The following is a 19,987-nucleotide window of genomic DNA, read 5'->3' as shown; positions in this document are numbered from 1 at the left end:
GTCGTTCGAAGCGCTCACGGTATTCATGCTGGTAAAGGACGCTGGCTTGGTCACTTACCTAGGCTGGCTATCCGTGAGTTGGAATCCGGACCATCATTGCCAAATCATCCGCGAGGAGAGCGCAATCCCCCCGTGACTCACAAACCGTGAGCCTAACGTCGATCACATCCGCTGGCACCTCGGGCAGAAGTGCGAACCCCGGTTCATGAAGCTCTCGCGCACGATCGCGGTGCCGCAGCGGTCACAGGGCTGGCCTTGCCGCCCATAAACGTGAAGGGATCGGGAAAAATACCCGGAGGCGCCGTTCACGTTGACGTACTGGGCGTCGAAGCTCGTGCCGCCCTCCGCGAGAGCCCTTCCGAGCACGCGGCGCAGCTCGGCGAGCAGCGTGCGCACCCTCGGACGGCTGAGGGCGGTCGCAGGGTGGTCGTAATGGATGCGCGCCGCCCAGAGCGATTCATCGGCATAGATATTGCCGATGCCGCTGATGAGTGTCTGGTCAAGGAGGACACGTTTGATGCCACTGCGGCGGCGCGCAAGAACGGCGGCGAACGCGGCATCGTCGAAGACGGGGTCGAGCGGGTCACGGGCGATGTGACTGACCTGAGCCGGGAGGAGCGCTTCGTCCGTCCCGAGCCCGGCGGGAGCGCCGTCCACCGTCGGGACGAGGGCGTCGACGGCCATCGAGCCGAAGAGGCGCTGGTCTACGAAGTGTACCCAGAGCTCACCGTGCTCAGGATGCTCGATGTACAGCCGGATGCGCAGCAGGCCATTCTCGACAGTGCCGGGGTCGCGAAGCAGAATCTGGCCGCTCATCCCGAGGTGGGCCACGATCGCACTCCTCGGTGAGCTGTCGAGGGGAATCCAGAGGAATTTCCCACGACGGGCCGGTGTCTGCATACTGCGGCCGGTGAGGAGCGACTCGAACGAGCCGGCCAGCGGGTCGTGGCGTTTCAGGGAGCGTAGCTCGAACACCTCGACGCCGAGGATGGTCGCGCCGGTGACCGCGGGGGCGAGGCCCGCGCGGACGACCTCAACCTCGGGGAGTTCGGGCACGGTGGTTCGTGAGCGCGGTCCAAGCGCTGAGGGCGGCGGCCATCTCGGCCTGCTTCTTGCTGGTCCCCTCACCGCTCGCGGTGACCAGACCGCCGACATCCACGGTGGCGTGGAAGGTCTTCGAGTGGTCCGGACCGGTGTTGATGACGGTGTAGACCGGCTGGCCCGCGCCGTGGTGGGCGGCGGCCTCCTGCAAGCTGGTCTTGGGATCCATCGCGGCCCCGAAACGATCGGGGTCGGCCAGGAGCGGACCGATCAGGCGGAGCACGAGAGCGGTCGCCTCATCGCCACCGGCGTCCAGATACACAGCGCCGATCACCGCCTCGACGGTGTCGGCGAGGATGGACGCCTTCTCGCGCCCGCCGCTCTGGTTCTCGCCGCGGCCGAGCAGCAGGTACTCCCCCAGCCCGATACCGCGGGCGACCTCCGCCAGTGCGACGGAGGAGACGAGGCTGGCCCGGCGTTTGGCGAGCTCTCCCTCGTCGAGGCCGGGGTTCTCCCGGAAGAGCTTGACCGTAACGGCCTGCCCGAGGATCGAGTCTCCGAGGAATTCCAGACGCTCGTTATTCGGGATGCCCCCGTTTTCGTACGCATAGGACCGGTGCGTGAGCGCAAGCTCGAGAAGCTCGGGGTCGATGTCGACCCCGAGCTTCTCGAGAAGTGCGCTGCGGTCAGTGTTCTCGCCGACCATTCGAGCGCCAATCAGACGTCGGCGACCTTGCGGCCCTTGTACTCGAGGAAGAGCGCGGTGCCCGCGGAGTCCTCGACGACCTTGGCGCGGTGCGGCAGGCTGTAGGTGACCTTGCCGTTCTCGACGGTCTTGACGAGCGTGGGGACCTCGGCCTTCCACTGCGAACGACGGGCGTGGGTGTTGGCGCGAGACTGCTTCCGCTTCGGAACGGCCATGACTATCTCTCTTCTCCGGCCCCGGCGTCCGGGGCATTACTCGTGTGCTCTGTCGATGTGACAGCGGTGTCGGAAGCCTGAAAACCGGCGAGCGCGGACCAGCGCGGATCGATGGCCTGCCCGGGTTCCCGGTCCGGTACATCCGCCAGGCGCTCGCCGGTCTCGGGATCGAGACCAGGGCAATCCGGCCGGCACACCGGCTGGAACGGCAGTGACAGCACCACCGCATCCCTGATCATAGGTTCAAGATCCACGTGGTCGTCGTGAACCTCATAATCGAAAGCTTCCTCAGCAGGATACGCGAAAAGTTCCTGGAAATCGACTCCGACCGGCTGCTCGATGTCTTTCAGGCAGCGCCCGCAGACGCCGGTCACCGTGGCTTCCGCCTCGCCGGAGACGAGGATTCCTTCGTGCATGGACTCCAGCCAGAGGTCCAGCTCCACGGTGCCACCCTCGGGCACCGAGAGCAATCCCTCGCCCAGTCGCTCGGTCACCGGGACGCTCAGCCGCCGCTCGCGCATCTCGCCTGGACGACGCAGCAGTTCGTACACATTGACCGTATACGGGTTCGTTCTTATCCTGGTCACAGTCTGCCATTTTACGCTGTCCGCCCCGTGTTCGCGGCCGACGGCCAGCCGTCTGGCAGGAGAGACACAGGGAGCAGTGCCACCTCGCTCCGGACGTCGGTCGATGGCCGCAAACGCGCGCTTCACGCCGCTGGACAGCCCGACTGGAATAAGGGACGGGTCCAGCCCGATCTTGTTCTCTTACCCGGTCAAGCTCCCGGCGCGGTCATGACGAGGACAGCAGCTCGGAGACGGCGGCGGGGACGTACGGGCTGACGTCGCCACCCAGAGACGCAACCTGGCGGACGAGCGAGCTGGAGACGTGCGCGTTGGCCGGATTCGGCAGCAGGAAAACTGTCTCCACCTCAGCGAGGTGACGGTTGACGATGGCCATCGGCGTCTCGTAGGCGACATCCACCTGCGAACGGATGCCCTTCACAAGAACGTGCGCGCCGATATCCGTGCAATAGTCGACCAGCAGGCCGACCGACCAGGACGCGACGATGTTCCCAGCGATGCCGGCGTCCTCGATCGACCGGTCCAGCAGCGCCACGCGCTGCGCGATGGGCAGCAGCGCGCTCTTGTCCGGGTTGTGGACCACCAAGACGTGGACCTCGTCCCACATCCTCGCGGCACGCTCGATCACGTCGAGGTGCCCGAGAGTGACCGGGTCGAACGATCCAGGTACTACGGCGATCCTGTGCATAGGACCTCACCCTATCCCGGAACCCCCGGCTCTCCGGGGTCCCTGCATTTCGTTGTCAATCCGTCATGCTCGCGGCCGCGGCGGGATCACGACTTTCCGAGGAAGGCCCGCTCGGTCTCGTCCAACCGACGCGCGAGAGCGGCAGCGAGCGCGGGCTGCGCGGCCAGCCCGTCCGGAGCGGAGAGCGTCTCCTCGGCCGCGACCCGCGCCTCGGCGATCAGTTCGCCGTCGCTGGCGACGCGCAGCAACCGGAGCGAGGAGCGTCCGCCCGACTGACGGCTGCCGAGCACATCGCCCTCGCGCCGCAGTTCGAGATCGATGTTCGCGAGCTCGAAGCCGTCCAGGGTGGCCGCGACGGCCTCCACCCGCTCGCGCGCCAGTGTGTCCTGCCCAGCCGCCGTGACAAGAAGGCAGAGGCCGGGGACGCCGCCCCGGCCTACCCGGCCGCGCAACTGATGCAGCTGCGAGACGCCGAACCGGTCGGCATCGAGGACGATCATGACGGACGCGTTCGGAACGTCGACGCCGACCTCGATGACGGTCGTGGCGATCAGCAGGTCGATGTCGCCGACGGCGAACGAGCGCATGGTCTCGTCTTTGGCCTCGGAGGGCAGCCCGCCGTGCAGGACGCCGATGCGAGCGGAGGCGAAAAGAAGGTCGGCGCGCACCTGCGCGGCGACAGACTCGACGTTCGCGATCGGGCGGGCGGGGGCGTCGGGCGAGAAAGCCGCCTCCGTCTCCTGCTCCGGCTGGCCTGTATCCTCCTCGGTCTCCTTCCCGGTGATAGCCGGGCAGACCACGAAAACCTGACGGCCTTTCGCGATCTCCTCCGAGGCGCGCTCCCAGATGCGACGCTCCCAGCCGGGCCGGTCTACGAGTGGGACAACAAAACTCTCGATCACCTGCCGTCCGGCCGGCAGGTGAGCGATGGTCGAGACGTCCAGGTCGCCGAAGACGGTCATGGCGACCGTGCGCGGGATGGGCGTCGCCGTGAGCACGAGCACATGCGGCGGCGTCCCGCCCTTGGCCCGCAGCTCCTCCCGTTGCTCGACCCCGAACCGGTGCTGCTCATCGACCACGACGAGCCCGAGGTCGTAGAACGTCACGGCATCGCCGAGCAGAGCGTGGGTGCCGACGACGAGGCGCGACTGGCCCGAGACCGTGCGCAGCAGAGCGCGCTTACGTTCCGCGGCGGAGAGCTGACCGGTCAGAAGCGTCGGCATCAGCTCGATGGAGAGGCCGGGGCCGAGCATGGCGGCGATCGAGCGGAGGTGCTGGGCAGCGAGCACCTCCGTCGGCGCGAGCAGAGCGGACTGCCCGCCCGAGTCCGCGACAGCGAGCATCGCGCGGAGCGCCACAAGGGTCTTGCCGGAGCCGACCTCGCCCTGCACCAGCCGGTGCATCGCGGCGTCCGCATCCAGATCCCGCGCGATCTCGCCACCGACCAGGGCCTGATCATCGGTCAGGGCGAACGGCAGCCCGGCGTCGAAACGCTCCAGGAGACCGCCGGGCACGGCGCGGCGAGGGGTGGCGGCGACGGCACGCGCGGCGGCCCGCTGCTGCAGCAGGGCCGCTTGCAGCACGAACGCCTCCTGGAAGCGCAGAGCGTCACGAGCGCGCTGCCACTGGGAGTCCTTCTGCGGCCGGTGGACGCCCTCCAGGGCGTCCCGGAATGAGATGAGCCCGCGCTCGGCGACAATGCCCGCGGGAACCGGGTCCTCGATGCGCCCGAGCGCATCCAGCGCCAGGCCAACCGCTTTCTGCACCTGCCAGCTGGCGACGGCGCCGGTGGCCGGGTAGATCGGGATCGGGGTCTGCGCCCACTCCTTCGCCGTTGCACTGCCCGAGTCCACCGTGTTGCCGGCGTCCGGCTCGAACAGCTCGTAGTCGGGATGCGCCAGCTGCAGAGCACCCCGATAGGCCGAGACCTTGCCCGCGAATATGCCGCGCGCACCGGGCGTCAGGTCCTTCGCCCGCCAGGACTGGTTGAAGAAAGTGAGGGTCAGGATGCCCTCGCCGTCGGAGATCTTGACTTCCAGGATGCTGCCGCGCCGCGCCCGCATCGACCGCTCCTGCACGCGCAGCACCTCGGCGATGATCGTCACGTTCTCGTCCAGCGGCAGGTTCGCCAGCGCGGTCAGCTCACCGCGGCGCGCGTAGCGGCGCGGGTAGTGGCTGAGGAGATCGGCGACGGTGCGCGTCCCGAACGCCTTCTCGAACGCGGCGGCAGTGCGTCCGCCGAGCACGCCCGTGAGCTTCGCGTCGAGGGAGACGACGCCGGCGGCCGGAGCGGGGACGGAGGTCATGGTTCGATCGTAGGCGTTCGTCCCTCCCCCTCGCCTTTGCCGGGCGGGAGGGCGGCGCGGCTAGGCTTTCGAGGGTTATGACTCGCATCGTCTCCGGTTTCGCCGGCTCGCTCGCCCTCCAGGTGCCGAAAAGCGGCACCCGTCCGACCAGCGACCGGGTGCGCGAAGCCGTGTTCTCCGCGTTGGAGTCGCGGGATGCCGTGCGCGGCGCGCGCGTGCTCGACCTGTACGCGGGTTCGGGCGCCCTCGGGCTGGAGGCGGCCAGCCGCGGATCGGGGGCCGTCGTGCTGGTCGAGAAAAGCGCTGCTGCGGCGAGTGTGTGCAAGAGGAACGCGGCGGCCGTCGTGCGGTCGGCGGGTCCCGGGGAACAGCCGAGCGTGGACGTGCGGACGACCTCCGCCCTAGCCTACCTCACGACCGCGACAGGCCGCTTCGACCTGGTGTTCCTCGACCCGCCCTACGATGCGCCGGACGCGGAGCTGCTGGCGGTGCTCACAGCGCTCGTCCCCCTGCTCGCGCCGGACGCCCTGGTCTGCGTCGAGCGGAGCGCGCGCGAGGGGGAGCCGAGCGTCCCCGACGGTCTGGAGCGGGTGTACTCGCGAACCTACGGCGAGACAGCGCTGCACTACCTGGAGCCGGCGGCCGGTTAGACGAAGAGCCCAGTCAGCCGGCGGAGCCGTCCCACTCGAGGTACGGGTCCCACCCCCCGCGCTCGCCGAACGGCCGGCCGCCGACGAAGAGCCCCTCACCTTCGAGGACCGCCCCGACGCGGCGGAAGCCGCCGGGCAGAGCGGCGTCCGGGGGGAAGGAGGCGAGCAGACTGTGGTCCTCTCCCCCGGTGAGCGCCAAGCGCGGGTCGGGACCGAGCGCGTCCGGATCGAGGTCGATCGCCACGCCACTCGCCTCCCCGACGCGGCGCGCGTCGATGGTCAGACCGTCGCTGAGGTCGAGCATGGCGGTGGCCCCGGCCTCGGCCGCGAGAGGCCCGTCCGCGATCGGAGGCGCCGGACGCAGCTGGGCGGCGACGAGGTCGGGATGATCGGCCGCGACACGCTCGAAGGCGGCACGGTCGGGCGCGCCCGCGGCATCCACCGCGTGCCGGAAAAGCAGACGGAGTCCCGCGGCAGCCGCGCCAAGCCGGCCGGAGACCGCGAGGATGTCGCCGGGCCGGGCGCCGCTGCGGAGAACCGGAGACCGGCCCCGGAGGTCGCCGAACGCGGTGACGGCGAGCGTGAGCGTCTCGGAGGCGGAGAGGTCGCCGCCGACGACCCCGCATCCCAGCGCGAGCGCCTCGCACGCGGCGCGGAGCCCTTCGGCAATCTCTTCGAGGGCGACGACGGGCAGAGCCGGCGGCGCGGCGATCGCGACCACGAGCGCCGTCGGCACCGCGCCCATCGCCGCGACATCGGAGAGATTCGTCGCGGCGGCCTTCCAGCCGAGATCCGCGGGACTCGACCAGGCGAGGCGGAAATCCGGCCCGTGAACCATCAGGTCGGTCGTCACGACATAGCGGCCGTCTGGCGCGACGAGCACGGCAGCGTCGTCGCCCGGGCCGACCAGCGCGGCCGCGGACCGGGGCAGCCGCGGGACGATACGCCGCAGCGCCTCCCGTTCGGACGTCTCGCCGATGGCCAGGCCGGTGCTCCCAGAGATTCCCATGAGTCAAAACGGTAGCCTGAAACCGATGTCCGCTCGACGCACCATCCTCGCCACCTTCCTCACCGCGGCCGTATTCGCCCTCACCGGCTGCGCGACCACGGTCTCCCTCGATCCCGCCGCCGACGCGAACGATCCCGGCTGCGCGGAGATCAGCGTCCGGCTGCCGGACGCGGTCGCCGGCAAGGCGCGACGCCAGACGGACGCACAGGCGACCGGGGCGTGGGGCGAGCCCGCCGCCGTCCTGCTCCGCTGCGGCGTCCCTCCGATCGGTCCGACCACCAGGCCGTGCGTCACCGTGAACGGCATCGACTGGGTGCTCATGTCAAAGCCGGCGGCCAAGACGGTCGTCTATCAAACGTTCGGCCGGAACCCGGCGACCGAGGTGATCATCGACCATGTCTCGGGCGCATCGGATTCGTCGGTGCTGCCGGAGTTCGCCTCCGCGGTCGCGAGTGTCGAGCAGAGCGAGAAGTGCCTGTCGACGCTGGACACGGAAGTGGCGCCAACATCCGCGCCGGCGAAGTAGGGGGGCGAGCTCAGGCCCGCGCCAGCGCCACCTGGATCAGCTCGCCGATCAGCTCCGGATAGCTCAGTCCGGTCTCCTGCCAGCAGCGCGGGAACATCGATATCGGCGTGAAACCGGGCATCGTGTTGATCTCGTTGACCACAAAACCCTCCGCCGTGAGAAAGAAGTCCACGCGCGCGAGCCCCTCGCCGCCGATCGCGTCGAACGCGCGCACGCCAAGCGCGCGCATCTGCACCAGCTCCGCGTCCGTGAGCTTCGCCGGGCACACCAGGTCGATGCCGGGCGCGTCCAGGTACTTCGCGGCGTAATCGTAGAAATCGCGGCCGGAGACGACGATCTCGCCCGCCACCGACGCACGCGCGGACTCGCCCGGGCGACCGCCAAGCACCGCGATCTCGACCTCGCGGCCGACGACACCCGACTCGATCAGGACGCGGTCGTCCTCGGCGAACGCGATGTCCATGGCCGCGTCTAGCTCGGGCCATTCCCTCACCTTGCCAACGCCCACGCTCGAACCGGCGCGCGCGGGCTTCACGAAGACGGGAAGGCCAAGTTCGCGCGCGGCGGCGCGGACGGCGTCCGCGCCGGTGCGCCACTCGTACGCGGTCACGGTCGTCCACGGGGCGACAGGGATGCCGGCCTGCTGGAGGACAGTCTTGGTGAAATGCTTGTCCATCCCGAGCGCGCTCGCGAGCACCCCGCTGCCGACGTAGGGCAGACCGACGAGTTCCAGCATCCCCTGCAGCGTCCCGTCCTCGCCCCAGGGGCCGTGCAGGATGGGGAACACCAGATCAAGATCCCCCAGCGAGGAGCGCGTGCCGTCCACGGCCACGACCGTGAGTTCCCGCGTCGCCGCGGACTCCGGCCACAGGACGCGGCTGCCGTTGTCCTCGACCTCCGGCATCCGCTCCGGGTTCAGTTCGAACGCCGCCGCGTCGTCCGGCTGAAGCGTGAAAGCGCCCTCGTGCGTGATGCCGATGGGGAGGACCTCGTAGGTGTCACGGTCGATCGCGGCGAGAACTCCCGCCGCCGTCGCGCAGCTGATCGAATGCTCGCTTGAGCGACCCCCAAACAGAAGTGCGACCCTGACCTTGTCCGTCATCCGTAGTCCTTTCGCCCCGTGTTCTTTCGCCCTGCGGCTCGTCATCGGTGGTGAGGTGCGGCGCGATATCCTTCGGAGCGAGTGTGCCCGCGAGCACCTGGCTCACCTGACGCACGATCGGCATCTCGACACCGCGAGCCTCCGCGAGGCTCAGGATGGGCGTCACCGAGGCCAGCCCCTCCGCCGCCTGATCCATCTGCTTCACCACGTCGGTGAAGCTGTAGCCCTGGCCGAGCAGCCGTCCGGCCGTGTTGTTGCGGCTGAGCGGCGACTCGCAGGTCGCGATCAGATCGCCGAGGCCGGCCAGCCCGGAGAGCGTCTGGGGATCCGCTCCGTAGGCGACCGCGAAATCGGTCATCTCGACCAGACCGCGCGTGATGATCGAAGCTTTCGTGTTCTCGCCGTAGCCGACGCCATCCACGATGCCGATCGCGACCGCGATGAGGTTCTTGAGCACGCCGCCGAACTCGGTGCCGATGACATCGGTGTTCACGAAGCTGCGGAAGTACCGGTTGGTGGCTGAGGTCGCCACGGCCACCGCTGTCGCCGGGCTCACCGAGGAGACGACAGCGGCCGTCGGCTGCTCACGAGCGATCTCGAGAGCCAGATTCGGCCCTGACACCACGGCGATCTGCTCCGGATCGATCGGCAGACCCTGGGCGATGACCTCGCTCATGCGCAGGCCCGTGCCCTTCTCCACACCCTTCATGAGGCTGATGACGACCGTCGCCGGGCCGAGGTACGGGATCATCGCGTCGAGATTCGAGCGCAGCGTCTGGCTCGGCAGAGAGACGAAAACCTGCTCCGCACCGCGCATCGCCTCACCGAGGTGCGAGGTCGCGCGCAAGCTGCGCGGGAGGTTGATGCCCTGCAAATAGTCGCTGTTGCGCTTCCCCTCGTCGATCTCGCGCGCCAGCTCGGGCCGGCGCGCCCAGACGACGACGTCGTTGCCCCCGTCTGCGAGGATCTTCGCAAACGTGGTTCCCCAGCTTCCGGCGCCGATCACGGCAATCCGACGGGACGGTGTGGTCGATCGGGCTCGTGCGTTAGCCATCGAAGCGGCCGGTCTCCTTCTGATTGTGCTGGGACGGGTCCCACCGGGTCTCGGGCGCCTTCTCTCCGCGGAGGTCCGCGAGCAGGGCGGTGATCGCAGCCATGATCACATCGGTGACCTCGTTCAGCGTCGCTGCATCCAGACTACGCCCCGTGAACGCCGACAGGTCGACCGGGTCCCCCACCTTCACCGCGATCGTCTTCCGGGGGAAGACGCTGATCTTCTTCGCATAGCGCGCCATCACCTGCTGGGCACCCCAGTGGGCAATCGGGACAACCGGGATGCCGTGCTCCAGCGCCATCCGGGCGGCCCCGGTCTTACCGCGCATCGGCCACATGCCCGGGTCGCGCGTGAGCGAGCCCTCCGGGTAGATGACGACCACACGACCGTCCTCCACGATCCTCTGCGCCGCGTCGAGCGGCGCGAACCCACGACCCGAACCGCCGCGCGCGACCGGAATCTGGCCGGACTTCCGCAGAAAGCAGCCCAGCACGGGTACCCTGAACAGACTCTCCTTCGCCAGGAACCGGGGCAGCCGCCCCAGCTTCCAGAGGACGAGACCCACCATCACCGGGTCGATCTCGCTGTAGTGGTTCGGCGAGACGATGAACGCACCGTGCCGCGGCAGCTTGTGCCCGTCCACGATCCGGAACCGCGCCAGCGGAGCCACGATGAGCGTGAGCACCCAGAAAATCAACGGACGGCTCTTCTCGGAGCGCGGGCGGGCGGGGGTCATGGGTTCGTCGGGCTGGGGCACCGTCCTATTATCCCGGACCTCAGCTCCCGAGGATGAAATCGGCCCCGAGCAGCTCCAGCTTGGCGATGAACTTCTCATATCCGCGGCTGATGATGCCGACGTTGCTCACGGTCGAGCGGCCCTCGGCGGTCAGGGCGGCGATGAGGTGGCTGAAGCCCCCGCGAAGATCCGGGATCTCCACATCGGCGCCCTTCAAATCGACCGGGCCCATGATGACCGCCGAGTGTTTGAAGTTGCGCTGACCGAAGCGGCAAGCGTGGCCGCCGAGACACTCCTTGTGGACCTGGATCTTCGCACCCATGTCCATGAGGGCGTCCACGAAGCCGAAACGCTGCTCGTAGACGGTCTCGTGGACGATGGAGACACCGTTCGCCTTGGTGAGCGCCACGACGAGCGGCTGCTGCCAGTCGGTCATGAAGCCGGGGTGGACATCGGTCTCGATGACGACCGGCTTGAGGTCGCCGCCCGGGTGGAAGAAGCGGATGCCGTCGTCCTGGATCTCGAACGCACCGCCGACCTTGCGGAAGACGTTGAGGAACGTCAGCATCTCGGGCTGACGCGCCCCCCCCACGTAGATGTCGCCGCCGGTGGCGAGCGCCGCGGCGGCCCAGGAGGCGGCCTCGTTGCGGTCGAACAGCGCGGTGTGGCTGTAGCCGACGAGCTTGTCGACCCCCTCGATGCGAATCACCCGGTCGGTGTCGACCGAGATGATCGCCCCCATCTTCTGGAGGACGTTGATGAGATCCATGATCTCCGGTTCGATCGCCGCGCCTTTGAGCTCGGTGATGCCCTCGGCGCGGACGGCGGTGAGCAACACCTGCTCGGTCGCACCGACGCTCGGGTACGGCAGTTCGAGCTTCGCGCCGTGCAGACCGTTCGGGGCGCTCATCCGGATGCCGCTGGGGAGCTTGTCGACGACGGCGCCGAACTGGCGCAGCACCTCGAGGTGGTAGTCGATCGGACGGTCGCCGATGCGGCAGCCGCCGAGGTCGGGGATGAACGCCTCGCCCAGGCGGTGCAGCAGCGGGCCGCAGAACAGGATCGGGATGCGGCTGGAGCCGGCGTGCGCGTCGATGTCGGCCATGTGCGCCTGCTCGACCGCGCTCTGGTCGAGCAGCAGCTCACCCTCCTCGGTGCCGTCCGTCGCTTTGACGCCGTGGACTTCGAGGAGCCCGCGGACGACGCGGACATCGCTGATGTCCGGGACGTTCCGCAGCACGCTCGGCCCCTCGCCCAGGAGCGCGGCGACCATAGCCTTCGTGACGAAGTTCTTCGCACCCCGCACCTCGATGCGACCCCGGAGCGGGATGCCGCCGTTGATGGTGATGCGGTCGCCTTTGAGGCCGACGTGGGCACCGGAGGCGGCAGCGTCCTGAAGGAGTGAGTTCACAGTTTCACCGGGAGGGTCTTGGGCCGCCAGCGGGCGCGGGCGGCTTCGTATTCGGAGATTCGCACCTCGTCGCGCAGGGTCAGAGCGATGTCGTCCAACCCTTCGAGCAAACGCCAGCGAGTGTAGTGGTCGATGTCGAAAGACACCTGGACCTCGCCGACGGTCGCAGTCTTGGCAACCAGATCGACGGTAGCTGTTATTCCCGGCTGGGCCTCGATGGCCCCCCAGAGCCGCTCCGCGTCCTCCTCGGAGATCACGCCGGTCAGCAGTCCCTGCTTGCCGGAATTGCCACGGAAGATGTCGGCGAACCGGGGGCTCAGCACCACGCGGAAACCATAGTCCCGCAGCGCCCACACGGCGTGCTCGCGCGAGGAGCCGGTGCCGAAGTCCGGGCCAGCGATCAGCACCGTCGCCCCCTGGTAGGCCTCCTGGTTGAGGATGAAGCCGGGGTCCTGACGCCAGGCGTGAAAGAGCGCGTCGTCGAAGCCGGTCTTGGTGACCCGCTTGAGGAAGACGGCGGGGATGATCTGGTCGGTGTCGACGTTCGACCGCCGGAACGGAACGGCGACCCCGTTCACAGTCTCGAACTTCTCCATCAGATGCCCACCTTCTCCCCGGTCCGGGTGTCAGCGTCCTCGTGTTCGAGGTCCCAGGGGCTCGACAGTGTGCCACGGATGGCCGTCGCCGCCGCGACGAGCGGCGAAACCAGGTGCGTACGGCCGCCCTTGCCCTGCCGGCCCTCGAAGTTGCGGTTGGAGGTGGAGGCGCAGCGCTCCCCCGGCGCAAGCTGATCGGGGTTCATGCCGAGGCACATGGAGCAGCCGGCGAACCGCCACTCCGCACCGAACTCCTCGACGATCTTGTCGATGCCCTCGGCCTCGGCCTCGAGACGCACCCGGGCGCTGCCGGGCACCACCATGACGCGCACCCCCTCGGCCTTCTTCCTGCCCTTGATCACGGAGGCGAAGGCGCGCAGGTCCTCAATGCGGCTGTTAGTGCAGGAGCCCATGAAGACGGCGTCCACGGGGACGCTCTTCATCGGCGTTCCCGACTTCAAGTCCATGTACTCCAGCGCGCGCTCAGCGGCCGCGCGGGCGTTCGGCTCCTCGATGTCGGCGGGGTCCGGAACGTCCTGGCTGAGCGAGACGCCCTGACCGGGGTTGGTGCCCCAGGTGACGAACGGCTCGATCTCGCCGGCGTCGAGGAAGACCTCGGCGTCGAACACGGCAGCGTCGTCCGTCTGGAGCGTGGTCCAATAGGCGACAGCCTCGTCCCAGTCCTCGCCCTCCGGCGCGTGAGGGCGGCCCTTCAGGTAGGCGAACGTGGTCTCATCGGGCGCGACCATCCCAGCACGCGCGCCGGCCTCGATCGACATATTGCAGACGGTCATGCGGCCCTCCATCGAGAGGGCGCGGATGGCGCTGCCGCGGTACTCCAGCACATACCCCTGCCCGCCGCCGGTGCCGATCTTGGCGATGACGGCCAGGATGATGTCCTTCGCCGTCACACCGGGGCGCAGCTCACCCTCCACGGTGATCCCCATCGTCTTGAACGGCTTCAGCGGCAGGGTCTGCGTGGCGAGCACATGCTCGACCTCGGAGGTGCCGATACCGAACGCCATCGCGCCGAACGCGCCGTGGGTCGAGGTGTGCGAGTCGCCGCACACCACAGTGATGCCCGGCATGGTGAGGCCCAGCTGGGGGCCGACGACATGGACGATGCCCTGCTCGATGTCGCCCAGCGAGTGCAGGCGGACGCCGAATTCCTCGGCGTTGCGGCGCAGCGTCTCGATCTGGGTGCGGCTCGTGAGGTCGGCGATCGGCTTGTCGATGCCGATGGTCGGGGTGTTGTGGTCTTCCGTGGCGATGGTGAGGTCCGGCCGGCGGACCGGTCGGCCCGCCACCCGGAGGCCGTCAAACGCCTGCGGACTGGTCACCTCGTGGACGAGGTGCAGGTCAATGTAGATGAGGTCGGGAGAACCGTCCTCGCCCTTGACGACCAGATGATCCTGCCACACCTTCTCGGCCAGTGTCAGCGGGAGGGCTTCGGTGGTCATTGCTTTCGAACTCCTTGAGCTTCGTACGCGAATCAGCCGTCGACGGACTCCGCGGCGAGAGTGGCCTGGGGTGAGGACTCGCCGCTGCGGCTAAGGAGATTCGGACCCGCGAACACGTTTGCCAGAGTACCACCTGAGTGGGCCTCGAACGGCCAGGCGGGCGCCCCGGTCAGGAGCGCGCCGCCGCCGATTCGAGAACGATCGCCGTGATGTTGTCGTGGCCGCCCGCTTCGACGGCCGCTGTCACCAGAACAGCGGCCGGGTCGGGGTGACCCTGCGCGAGGATCTCGGCAATGCGCGCGTCGGAGAGTTCGCGGCTCAGACCGTCGGAGCAGATCAGGAACGCCTGGCTCCCCTCCTCCTCGGGCAGCACCTCGACATCGGGGGCCACGGTGTCCTCCGCGCCCAGCGCGCGCGTGATGACGTTACGCTCGGGATGCACGGGCCTGCTCGGCGGTGATCAGTCCGGCGTCCACCAGCTCCTGCACAGCCGAGTGGTCGACCGTCAGCTGATGGAGGTCGCGACCATCCCAGGAATACACCCGGGAATCGCCCACGTTGACGATCATCCACCGCTCCCCGGAACGCTCCGGAACACGCACGCGGACGACACCGGCGAGCGTCGTGCCCGCCACCGCCGCACCCGACTCGTCCGCGCTGGAGAGAGCGCGGACAGCCGCGTTGGCCTCATCGATCGCGGTGACCACGTCATCCGCTGTCGGCGCGCTGCCCGCCGGGAGGGCGCGGGCGAGGCTCTCAACCGCGGTCCGGCTGGCCAGGTCGCCGCGGGCGTGGCCGCCCATTCCGTCCGCCACCACGAAAACGGGGTCTTGCGCGAGCAGACTGTCCTCGTTGACGTGCCGGACCGCACCGGTGTCGCTGCGGGCGCTCACGCCGACGAAAGGGATTATGTGCGGGGTTCCTCCGGGGATTAGGGGGCCGGGGCGGCCTCGATGGTCTGCTCCTCGCCGCCCTCGTTATCGCCGTGGATGGCGTGGGCGACCGTCTCGCCGCTCATACGCAGCTTCACCAGACTAGCGACCGTCGCGACCCCCATCGCACCGACGATCACGGCGAGCGAGGTCCAGGTGCTGATATCGGGCGCCCATTCGATGTGCCCGCCGCCGTTGATGAACGGCAGTTCGTTCTCGTGCATCGCATGGAAGACGAGCTTCACGCCGATGAACGCGAGGATGAACGCGATGCCGTACTTGAGGTAGACGAGCTTGTCGAGCAGGTGCCCGAGCAGGAAGTAGAGCTGGCGGAGGCCCATCAGCGCGAAGACGTTGGCGGTGAACACGATGAACGGGCTCTGCGTGATGCCGAAGATCGCGGGGATGGAGTCGAGCGCGAACAGCAGGTCCGTGGTGCCGAGCGCGAGGAACACAATGATGAGCGGGGTGAACATCCGCTTGCCCATCACCGTGGTGCGGAGCTTGCTGCCCTCGTACTGGTCGGAGACCTTGAGGCGCTTGCGCGCGAAGCGAATGAACCAGCTGTCGTCCTTTCCCTCGTCGTCGTGGTTGCCGAACGCCTGGTTGAAGGCCGTCCAGAGCAGGAACGCGCCGAAGAGGTAGAAGATCCACGAGAAGCTCGCGATGAGACCGGCGCCGAGGACGATGAAGACCCCGCGGAACACCAGCGCCAGGATGATGCCCACCATGAGCACTTCCTGCTGGTATTTCCGTGGGACAGCAAAGCGGCCCATGATGATGACGAACACGAAGAGGTTGTCGATGCTCAGGCTGTATTCCGTCAGCCAGCCGGCGAGGAACTGCCCGACGTGCTCGGCATCCCCGAACACCAGCATCAGCAGCGCGAAGAGCAGCGCGAGCGCCACATAGAACGACACCCACAGCGCCGATTCCTTCGGGCTCGGGATGTGCGGCCGCTTGAAGACGATCAGCAAGTCGAATGCGAGGATCAGCAGCAGGATGACGAAGCTGCCGATCTCGAACCAGAGCGGGAGGGCCAATTCCAATGAGCGGAGACCTTTCGAGAGCTGTGGGCGAGGGACCCGAAAGTCTCTCCCGCACCCTCACGGTGCCGCTGTGCCCGGGTCCGGAGCGGACCGTGATGACGTACACAACGCGGGCGGCCGGCTCGGCGGCCCTTCGGGATACTCCCCTTCGCGATCCTTCATCCTACCGGAGCGGCCGGGGTGCCGCGCCGGGCACCGGCGATGCGAGCGCGGACCGGCCGACGTGCCCGGCAACCGCGGGGCGCCGAGCGCGGCCGGCGAGCGGGACGAACCCGCTCGCCGGCCATGTCGATCAGCGCAGCAGACCGTCGGCCACTCGTCCGGCCATCTCGTTCGGTGCGCTGCTTTCCGCTTCGGCGCGGTGGCGCTCACGCCCACGCAAGAACGGCGGGCGCTGGCCCCAGGTGCCCCAGCGCCACAGCCACTCCAACGGCCCCTGGGCGAACGCGCGCAGCCAGAGCGCCGACCAGATCCACTGCACCGCCAGGACCGTCGCAGCGATGATCAGCAGAAGCGTCCACGAGTCGGAGCGCCGCAGGTCGAGCAGAGCCCCGGCGAGAAGCATGAGCGGGGCCGAGGCGACGTAGTTCGTCAGGGCCATCCTGCCGAGCGGGACGAAGACGGTCTCCAACGCTACGGCGGCCCGGGTCGTCATCAGCAGAGAAAGCAGCGACAGGTAGGCCCCGGCCAGGGTGAACCCGGCAACGGCGGAGGACACCGTGAACCCGGACGCCTCAAAGCCGTCGCTCAGCTGCCACAGCAGCGCCGGGAGGGAGGCGGCCGCGAAGGCCAGGAAGGCGAGGGCGGAACCCGTACGGGACGCACCGAGCCGCAAGACGACGCCGTAGCGGGTGAGAGCGGCCCCCACCAGGAACAGACCGGGGATGAGGAACAGTCCGCCGTCGAACGCCAGGGCGCCGGCCGCGAAAGCGACCCCGGCCACGGCCACCAGCCAGCGCGGGAGCCAGGTGCTCGGCAGCAGCACGGCCAGGCCGACGACCGCGTACGGAAGCAACGCCGAGCCGGGCATGAGAATCGCGAAGGGGACGCCGATCGCCAGCAGGAGGAGCAGCCTGCGCAGCAGAGCGAGCCGGGGCCGTTCCGTCCGGCTCTGCGCCGATGAGAAGAACAGCGCGAAGCCGATGCCGAACAGGAGCGAGAAGAGCACGAAGAAGCGTTGATGGACGACCAGCTCCATCCAGCCGGAGGCGTCGTTCAGGCTGACCGGACTCCGCTCGGCGAACTCGCCGAAGCGGGTGAGCGGTCCGATGTTGACGAAGATGATGCCGCAGAGGGAGAAGCCCCGGATGACATCCAGAGCGGGAAGGCGGCGCGGCGCGGCTGTTCCGTTCGCAGCGGGTGGGATCGGTGTGGAGGTCTGATACACGGGTGCTGTTCCTTTCCGGGGGCCGATGAGGACCGTAGAACCAGCGTCGCCAAGCGCGCCAGACTGTCGCATCAGCCGAATGGCCGGTCTTCGGCAGGCGCAGCGGTTCACCACGTTTTCGGCGGTTCACCGGGTTTCAGGGGGTCAGAAGCGGTTCAGCGGCTCAGCAGCCCGTTGCGCCAGGCCCACGCCGCGATCTCCACCCGATTGCGCACGCCGAGCTTGAGCTGGAGCGAGGACAGGTGCGATTTCACCGTCCCCAGCGCGATGACGAGCTCCACGCAGATCTCGGCATTGGTCAGTCCGCGCCCGACCAGGGCCGCCGTCTCCCGCTCGCGGGGTGTCAGCTGCGGCCCCGCGGCGGTCGTGACCTCCGGTCGTGGGCTGAGATGCCGCAGGAGACGCACCGTGACGGAGGGGCTGATGAGCTGGTCGCCGGAGACGGCCGCACGCACCGCCTCGACGAGCAGGATGGGCCCCGCGTCTTTTGAGCAGGAATCCGGACGCCCCGCCTCCAGTGCGCCGTAGACGTATTCGTCGAGATCGAAGGTGGTCGCCACCACCACCTTCACCGGAACGGAAGCGCTGGCTCCGGCGAGCTGCCGGGTGAGTTCCAGGCCGTCCATCCGCGGCATCCGGATGTCGACGATGGCCACGTCCGGTGCGAGCTCCCGCGCACAGACCAGGGCCGCCAGACCGTCCGCGCACTCCGCCACCACCTCGATGTCGGGCTCGGCCGACAGGATGCGCGCGACGCTGGCCCGCACGGCGGGGGGTCGTCGGCGATCAGCACACGGATCATCGGGCCGCTCCCTTCAGCGGCAGCAGGGCCTCGACGCACCAGGTGCCGGCCGGGGAGGGTCCCGCGGTCACATGCCCGCCCAGCAGCGCCGCCCGCTCCGTCATGCCTCGCAGTCCCAGCCCGCTGGCTCCCGCAACGGGGACGGCCGTCGCGCCGGAGTCGAGCGGGCTCACCACCCGCACCCCCAGAGCGGAGCCGCTGACCTCGATCGAGACCTCCACCCAGCGGGCCTGGGGCGCGTGGCGCTGGACATTGGTGAGCCCCTCCTGCACGATGCGGTAGGCCGCGGCCTGCACCCCCGCCGCCACCGGGCGGTCGACCGTCTGATGGACCCGGAGGGTGTCCACACCGGAGGCGGCCGTGAGGCGTTCCAGGAGACGCGGGATCTCCGCCAAGGTGTGCCCGCCGAGCTCCCGGTTCTGTTCGATGTCGTGGGCCCGCAAGGCGGAGGCCCACCGGCGCATCCGGCGGAGGGCTTCGGCGCCGGCGGCCTCTATCGCCTCCAGGTCCGCGTCCAGCCCACCGTCCCCCGGCGGACGGTCACGCCGGACGGCTTGCGTCGTCAGCACGATGCCGGCGATCTGGTTGGTGATCTCATCGTGCAGCTCCCGCGCCAGCTGGTCCCGCTGCTCCTGCGTCGCTGCGGCCACCGCGAGCCGTCGGCGCGCGTCCAGATTGCGGAGCACGACGCCGAGGCCGGCCGCGAACGTGACGACCGCGACCATCAGAACCGCCAAATTCACGTCGCCGCCGACCCGGAACGGGAGCACGAGCGCGGCGAGCGCGACCACGGCGACGGAGAGCCAGCGACGGACACCGGTCGCCTCTTTCACGCCGAGCGCGAGGACGACCAGCAAGACGAGCGCTTCGCCCAGAGCGAACGAGGAGACGAAGCCCGCGCCGACGAAGGTCGCCGAGAGGGCGAGCGAGAGAAGTCCGGCGAGGCCGATGTCCCCTCGTCGCCAGAGGAGGAGGGCCCCGATCGCCGGGACGATGAGGAAGACGGCAGCCCGCCAGGAGGGCACGGCCACCAGCAGGTCCAAGGCGGTCAGCACAGCGGTGGGAACCAGGAAGAGTGTCCACTCCAGACGGAGGTGGCCGCTGCCGTTCGGTGTTCTCATTCCGTCTCGTCCTTCGTCACCGGATTCTCCCAGAGCGAGACTATCGAGTTCCGCGGAAACCGGTGCCCGCCGCCGGCCGGAGCCAACGGCGGGATCGGACCGGTTCCGCCCGGGGGCGGTGTAGCGCAGCGGCAACGACATCTCGTTTTCCGCGGTCCGGAATCCTTCTCCGTAGGTGTCGACGTCGCGCGCGATGACGGACCCGTCGCTGCCGTTGATGAGGTTCCCGTTGTCGAGGAACCACCATCCCCAGACCGGACGGCCGCTCGCTGAGACGTTGATGGCCGGGCTCACGCTGACGCTGTTCGCGTTGAGGCGAATATAGGCGAGCGAGCCATCGCGCATAAGCATCGGCAGCCCTCGCTCGCCAGTCGCCCAGTCGGCTCCCTGGCCGACTTCCGCAACGCCGGAGGCCAGTGTCCGACCGGTCTGGCCCTCGACCACGTCCCCCCGAGGACGTCAGGAAGCAGGAGCCCCAGAGCGGCGTCGAGCCCGCGGGGACGTTGACCGGCGCCTGGACGCTCGGAATGTTCTGCCGGATCACGATGTACTCGCAGTTGCCATCGGCGTGACGGAGCGGGAAAATCATCTCCGACGCATCGGTGGCACTGT

At 68.8% G+C, this 19,987-nt stretch carries 21 protein-coding genes; 2 read left to right on the top strand and 19 right to left on the bottom strand.

Annotated features, from left to right (window positions below; genetic code table 11):
- Window positions 1–162: 162 nt before the first annotated feature.
- The 6 genes from mutM to LXX_RS04835 form a co-directional block, all read right to left on the bottom strand.
- Entirely contained in the window at window positions 163–1,056 is an 894-nt protein-coding gene (mutM, locus tag LXX_RS04860) for a bifunctional DNA-formamidopyrimidine glycosylase/DNA-(apurinic or apyrimidinic site) lyase (RefSeq protein ID WP_011185849.1), read from the bottom strand.
- On the bottom strand, window positions 1,034–1,747 hold the full coding sequence (gene rnc / locus LXX_RS04855; protein WP_011185848.1) for a ribonuclease III: 714 nt from the start codon (window positions 1,745–1,747) through the stop codon (window positions 1,034–1,036). The genes mutM and rnc overlap by 23 nt, the downstream gene beginning before the upstream one ends.
- Window positions 1,748–1,758: 11 nt before the next feature.
- On the bottom strand, window positions 1,759–1,962 hold the full coding sequence (rpmF, locus tag LXX_RS04850; RefSeq protein WP_011185847.1) for a 50S ribosomal protein L32: 204 nt from the start codon (window positions 1,960–1,962) through the stop codon (window positions 1,759–1,761).
- A gap of 2 nt (window positions 1,963–1,964) precedes the next feature.
- The gene (locus LXX_RS04845) at window positions 1,965–2,483 is read right to left on the bottom strand and encodes a YceD family protein (protein WP_081423196.1); all 519 of its coding nucleotides are present in this window, start codon (window positions 2,481–2,483) and stop codon (window positions 1,965–1,967) included.
- A 271-nt stretch (window positions 2,484–2,754) separates the two neighbouring features.
- Entirely contained in the window at window positions 2,755–3,234 is a 480-nt protein-coding gene (gene coaD, locus LXX_RS04840) for a pantetheine-phosphate adenylyltransferase (protein ID WP_011185845.1), read from the bottom strand.
- An 86-nt stretch (window positions 3,235–3,320) separates the two neighbouring features.
- Complete coding sequence (locus LXX_RS04835; RefSeq protein ID WP_011185844.1) at window positions 3,321–5,540, bottom strand: ATP-dependent DNA helicase RecG; 2,220 nt, start codon at window positions 5,538–5,540, stop codon at window positions 3,321–3,323.
- Between the two features lie 77 nt (window positions 5,541–5,617).
- Between LXX_RS04835 and rsmD the strand changes: the two genes are divergently transcribed.
- The gene (rsmD, locus tag LXX_RS04830) at window positions 5,618–6,190 is read left to right on the top strand and encodes a 16S rRNA (guanine(966)-N(2))-methyltransferase RsmD (RefSeq protein WP_011185843.1); all 573 of its coding nucleotides are present in this window, start codon (window positions 5,618–5,620) and stop codon (window positions 6,188–6,190) included.
- Window positions 6,191–6,203: 13 nt separating this feature from the next.
- Here rsmD and thiL read toward each other — a convergent pair whose 3' ends face one another.
- Window positions 6,204–7,199, bottom strand: a complete 996-nt coding sequence (gene thiL / locus LXX_RS04825; protein WP_011185842.1) for a thiamine-phosphate kinase — start codon at window positions 7,197–7,199, stop codon at window positions 6,204–6,206.
- A 25-nt stretch (window positions 7,200–7,224) separates the two neighbouring features.
- Here thiL and LXX_RS04820 point away from each other — a divergent pair, with 25 nt between their 5' ends.
- Entirely contained in the window at window positions 7,225–7,725 is a 501-nt protein-coding gene (locus LXX_RS04820) for a DUF3515 family protein (protein WP_011185841.1), read from the top strand.
- A 10-nt stretch (window positions 7,726–7,735) separates the two neighbouring features.
- Here the strand turns inward: LXX_RS04820 and LXX_RS04815 are convergent, their stop codons facing one another.
- From LXX_RS04815 to LXX_RS12625, 12 genes are all read right to left on the bottom strand, one after another.
- Entirely contained in the window at window positions 7,736–8,827 is a 1,092-nt protein-coding gene (locus tag LXX_RS04815; protein ID WP_041767393.1) for a D-alanine--D-alanine ligase family protein, read from the bottom strand.
- Window positions 8,724–9,881: an NAD(P)H-dependent glycerol-3-phosphate dehydrogenase gene (locus LXX_RS04810; RefSeq protein ID WP_041767390.1), complete on the bottom strand. Its 1,158-nt coding sequence runs from the start codon at window positions 9,879–9,881 to the stop codon at window positions 8,724–8,726. Before LXX_RS04810 ends, LXX_RS04815 begins: the two co-directional genes overlap by 104 nt.
- Window positions 9,874–10,617 (bottom strand): lysophospholipid acyltransferase family protein, encoded by a 744-nt coding sequence (locus tag LXX_RS04805; protein WP_041767388.1) that lies wholly within the window; start codon window positions 10,615–10,617, stop codon window positions 9,874–9,876. Before LXX_RS04805 ends, LXX_RS04810 begins: the two co-directional genes overlap by 8 nt.
- 40 nt (window positions 10,618–10,657) lie before the next feature.
- Window positions 10,658–12,028, bottom strand: a complete 1,371-nt coding sequence (gene murA, locus LXX_RS04800; protein ID WP_011185837.1) for a UDP-N-acetylglucosamine 1-carboxyvinyltransferase — start codon at window positions 12,026–12,028, stop codon at window positions 10,658–10,660.
- Window positions 12,025–12,624, bottom strand: a complete 600-nt coding sequence (gene leuD, locus LXX_RS04795; protein WP_011185836.1) for a 3-isopropylmalate dehydratase small subunit — start codon at window positions 12,622–12,624, stop codon at window positions 12,025–12,027. The genes murA and leuD overlap by 4 nt, the downstream gene beginning before the upstream one ends.
- Entirely contained in the window at window positions 12,624–14,084 is a 1,461-nt protein-coding gene (gene leuC / locus LXX_RS04790) for a 3-isopropylmalate dehydratase large subunit (RefSeq protein ID WP_011185835.1), read from the bottom strand. Before leuC ends, leuD begins: the two co-directional genes overlap by 1 nt.
- Before the next feature lie 169 nt (window positions 14,085–14,253).
- Entirely contained in the window at window positions 14,254–14,526 is a 273-nt protein-coding gene (locus LXX_RS15460) for a PP2C family protein-serine/threonine phosphatase (RefSeq protein WP_223227724.1), read from the bottom strand.
- A complete protein-coding gene (locus LXX_RS15455) occupies window positions 14,510–14,977 on the bottom strand; it encodes a PP2C family protein-serine/threonine phosphatase (RefSeq protein WP_223227723.1) in 468 nt (155 codons plus the stop codon). Before LXX_RS15455 ends, LXX_RS15460 begins: the two co-directional genes overlap by 17 nt.
- Before the next feature lie 38 nt (window positions 14,978–15,015).
- Complete coding sequence (locus LXX_RS04780; protein WP_011185834.1) at window positions 15,016–16,065, bottom strand: TerC family protein; 1,050 nt, start codon at window positions 16,063–16,065, stop codon at window positions 15,016–15,018.
- Between the two features lie 292 nt (window positions 16,066–16,357).
- Window positions 16,358–17,452 (bottom strand): DUF418 domain-containing protein, encoded by a 1,095-nt coding sequence (locus tag LXX_RS04775; RefSeq protein WP_218060905.1) that lies wholly within the window; start codon window positions 17,450–17,452, stop codon window positions 16,358–16,360.
- A gap of 155 nt (window positions 17,453–17,607) precedes the next feature.
- The gene (locus LXX_RS04770; RefSeq protein ID WP_011185832.1) at window positions 17,608–18,219 is read right to left on the bottom strand and encodes a response regulator; all 612 of its coding nucleotides are present in this window, start codon (window positions 18,217–18,219) and stop codon (window positions 17,608–17,610) included.
- Window positions 18,220–18,250: 31 nt separating this feature from the next.
- Window positions 18,251–19,819, bottom strand: coding sequence for a sensor histidine kinase (locus LXX_RS12625; protein ID WP_050737851.1), 1,569 nt, complete (start codon window positions 19,817–19,819; stop codon window positions 18,251–18,253).
- Window positions 19,820–19,987 lie beyond the last annotated feature (168 nt).

The organism is Leifsonia xyli subsp. xyli str. CTCB07, from assembly GCF_000007665.1.
GTDB classification, from domain to species: domain Bacteria; phylum Actinomycetota; class Actinomycetes; order Actinomycetales; family Microbacteriaceae; genus Leifsonia; species Leifsonia xyli_C.
Note: the sequence above shows the minus strand (reverse complement) of the source record. Positions and strands in the feature narration are given on the sequence as shown.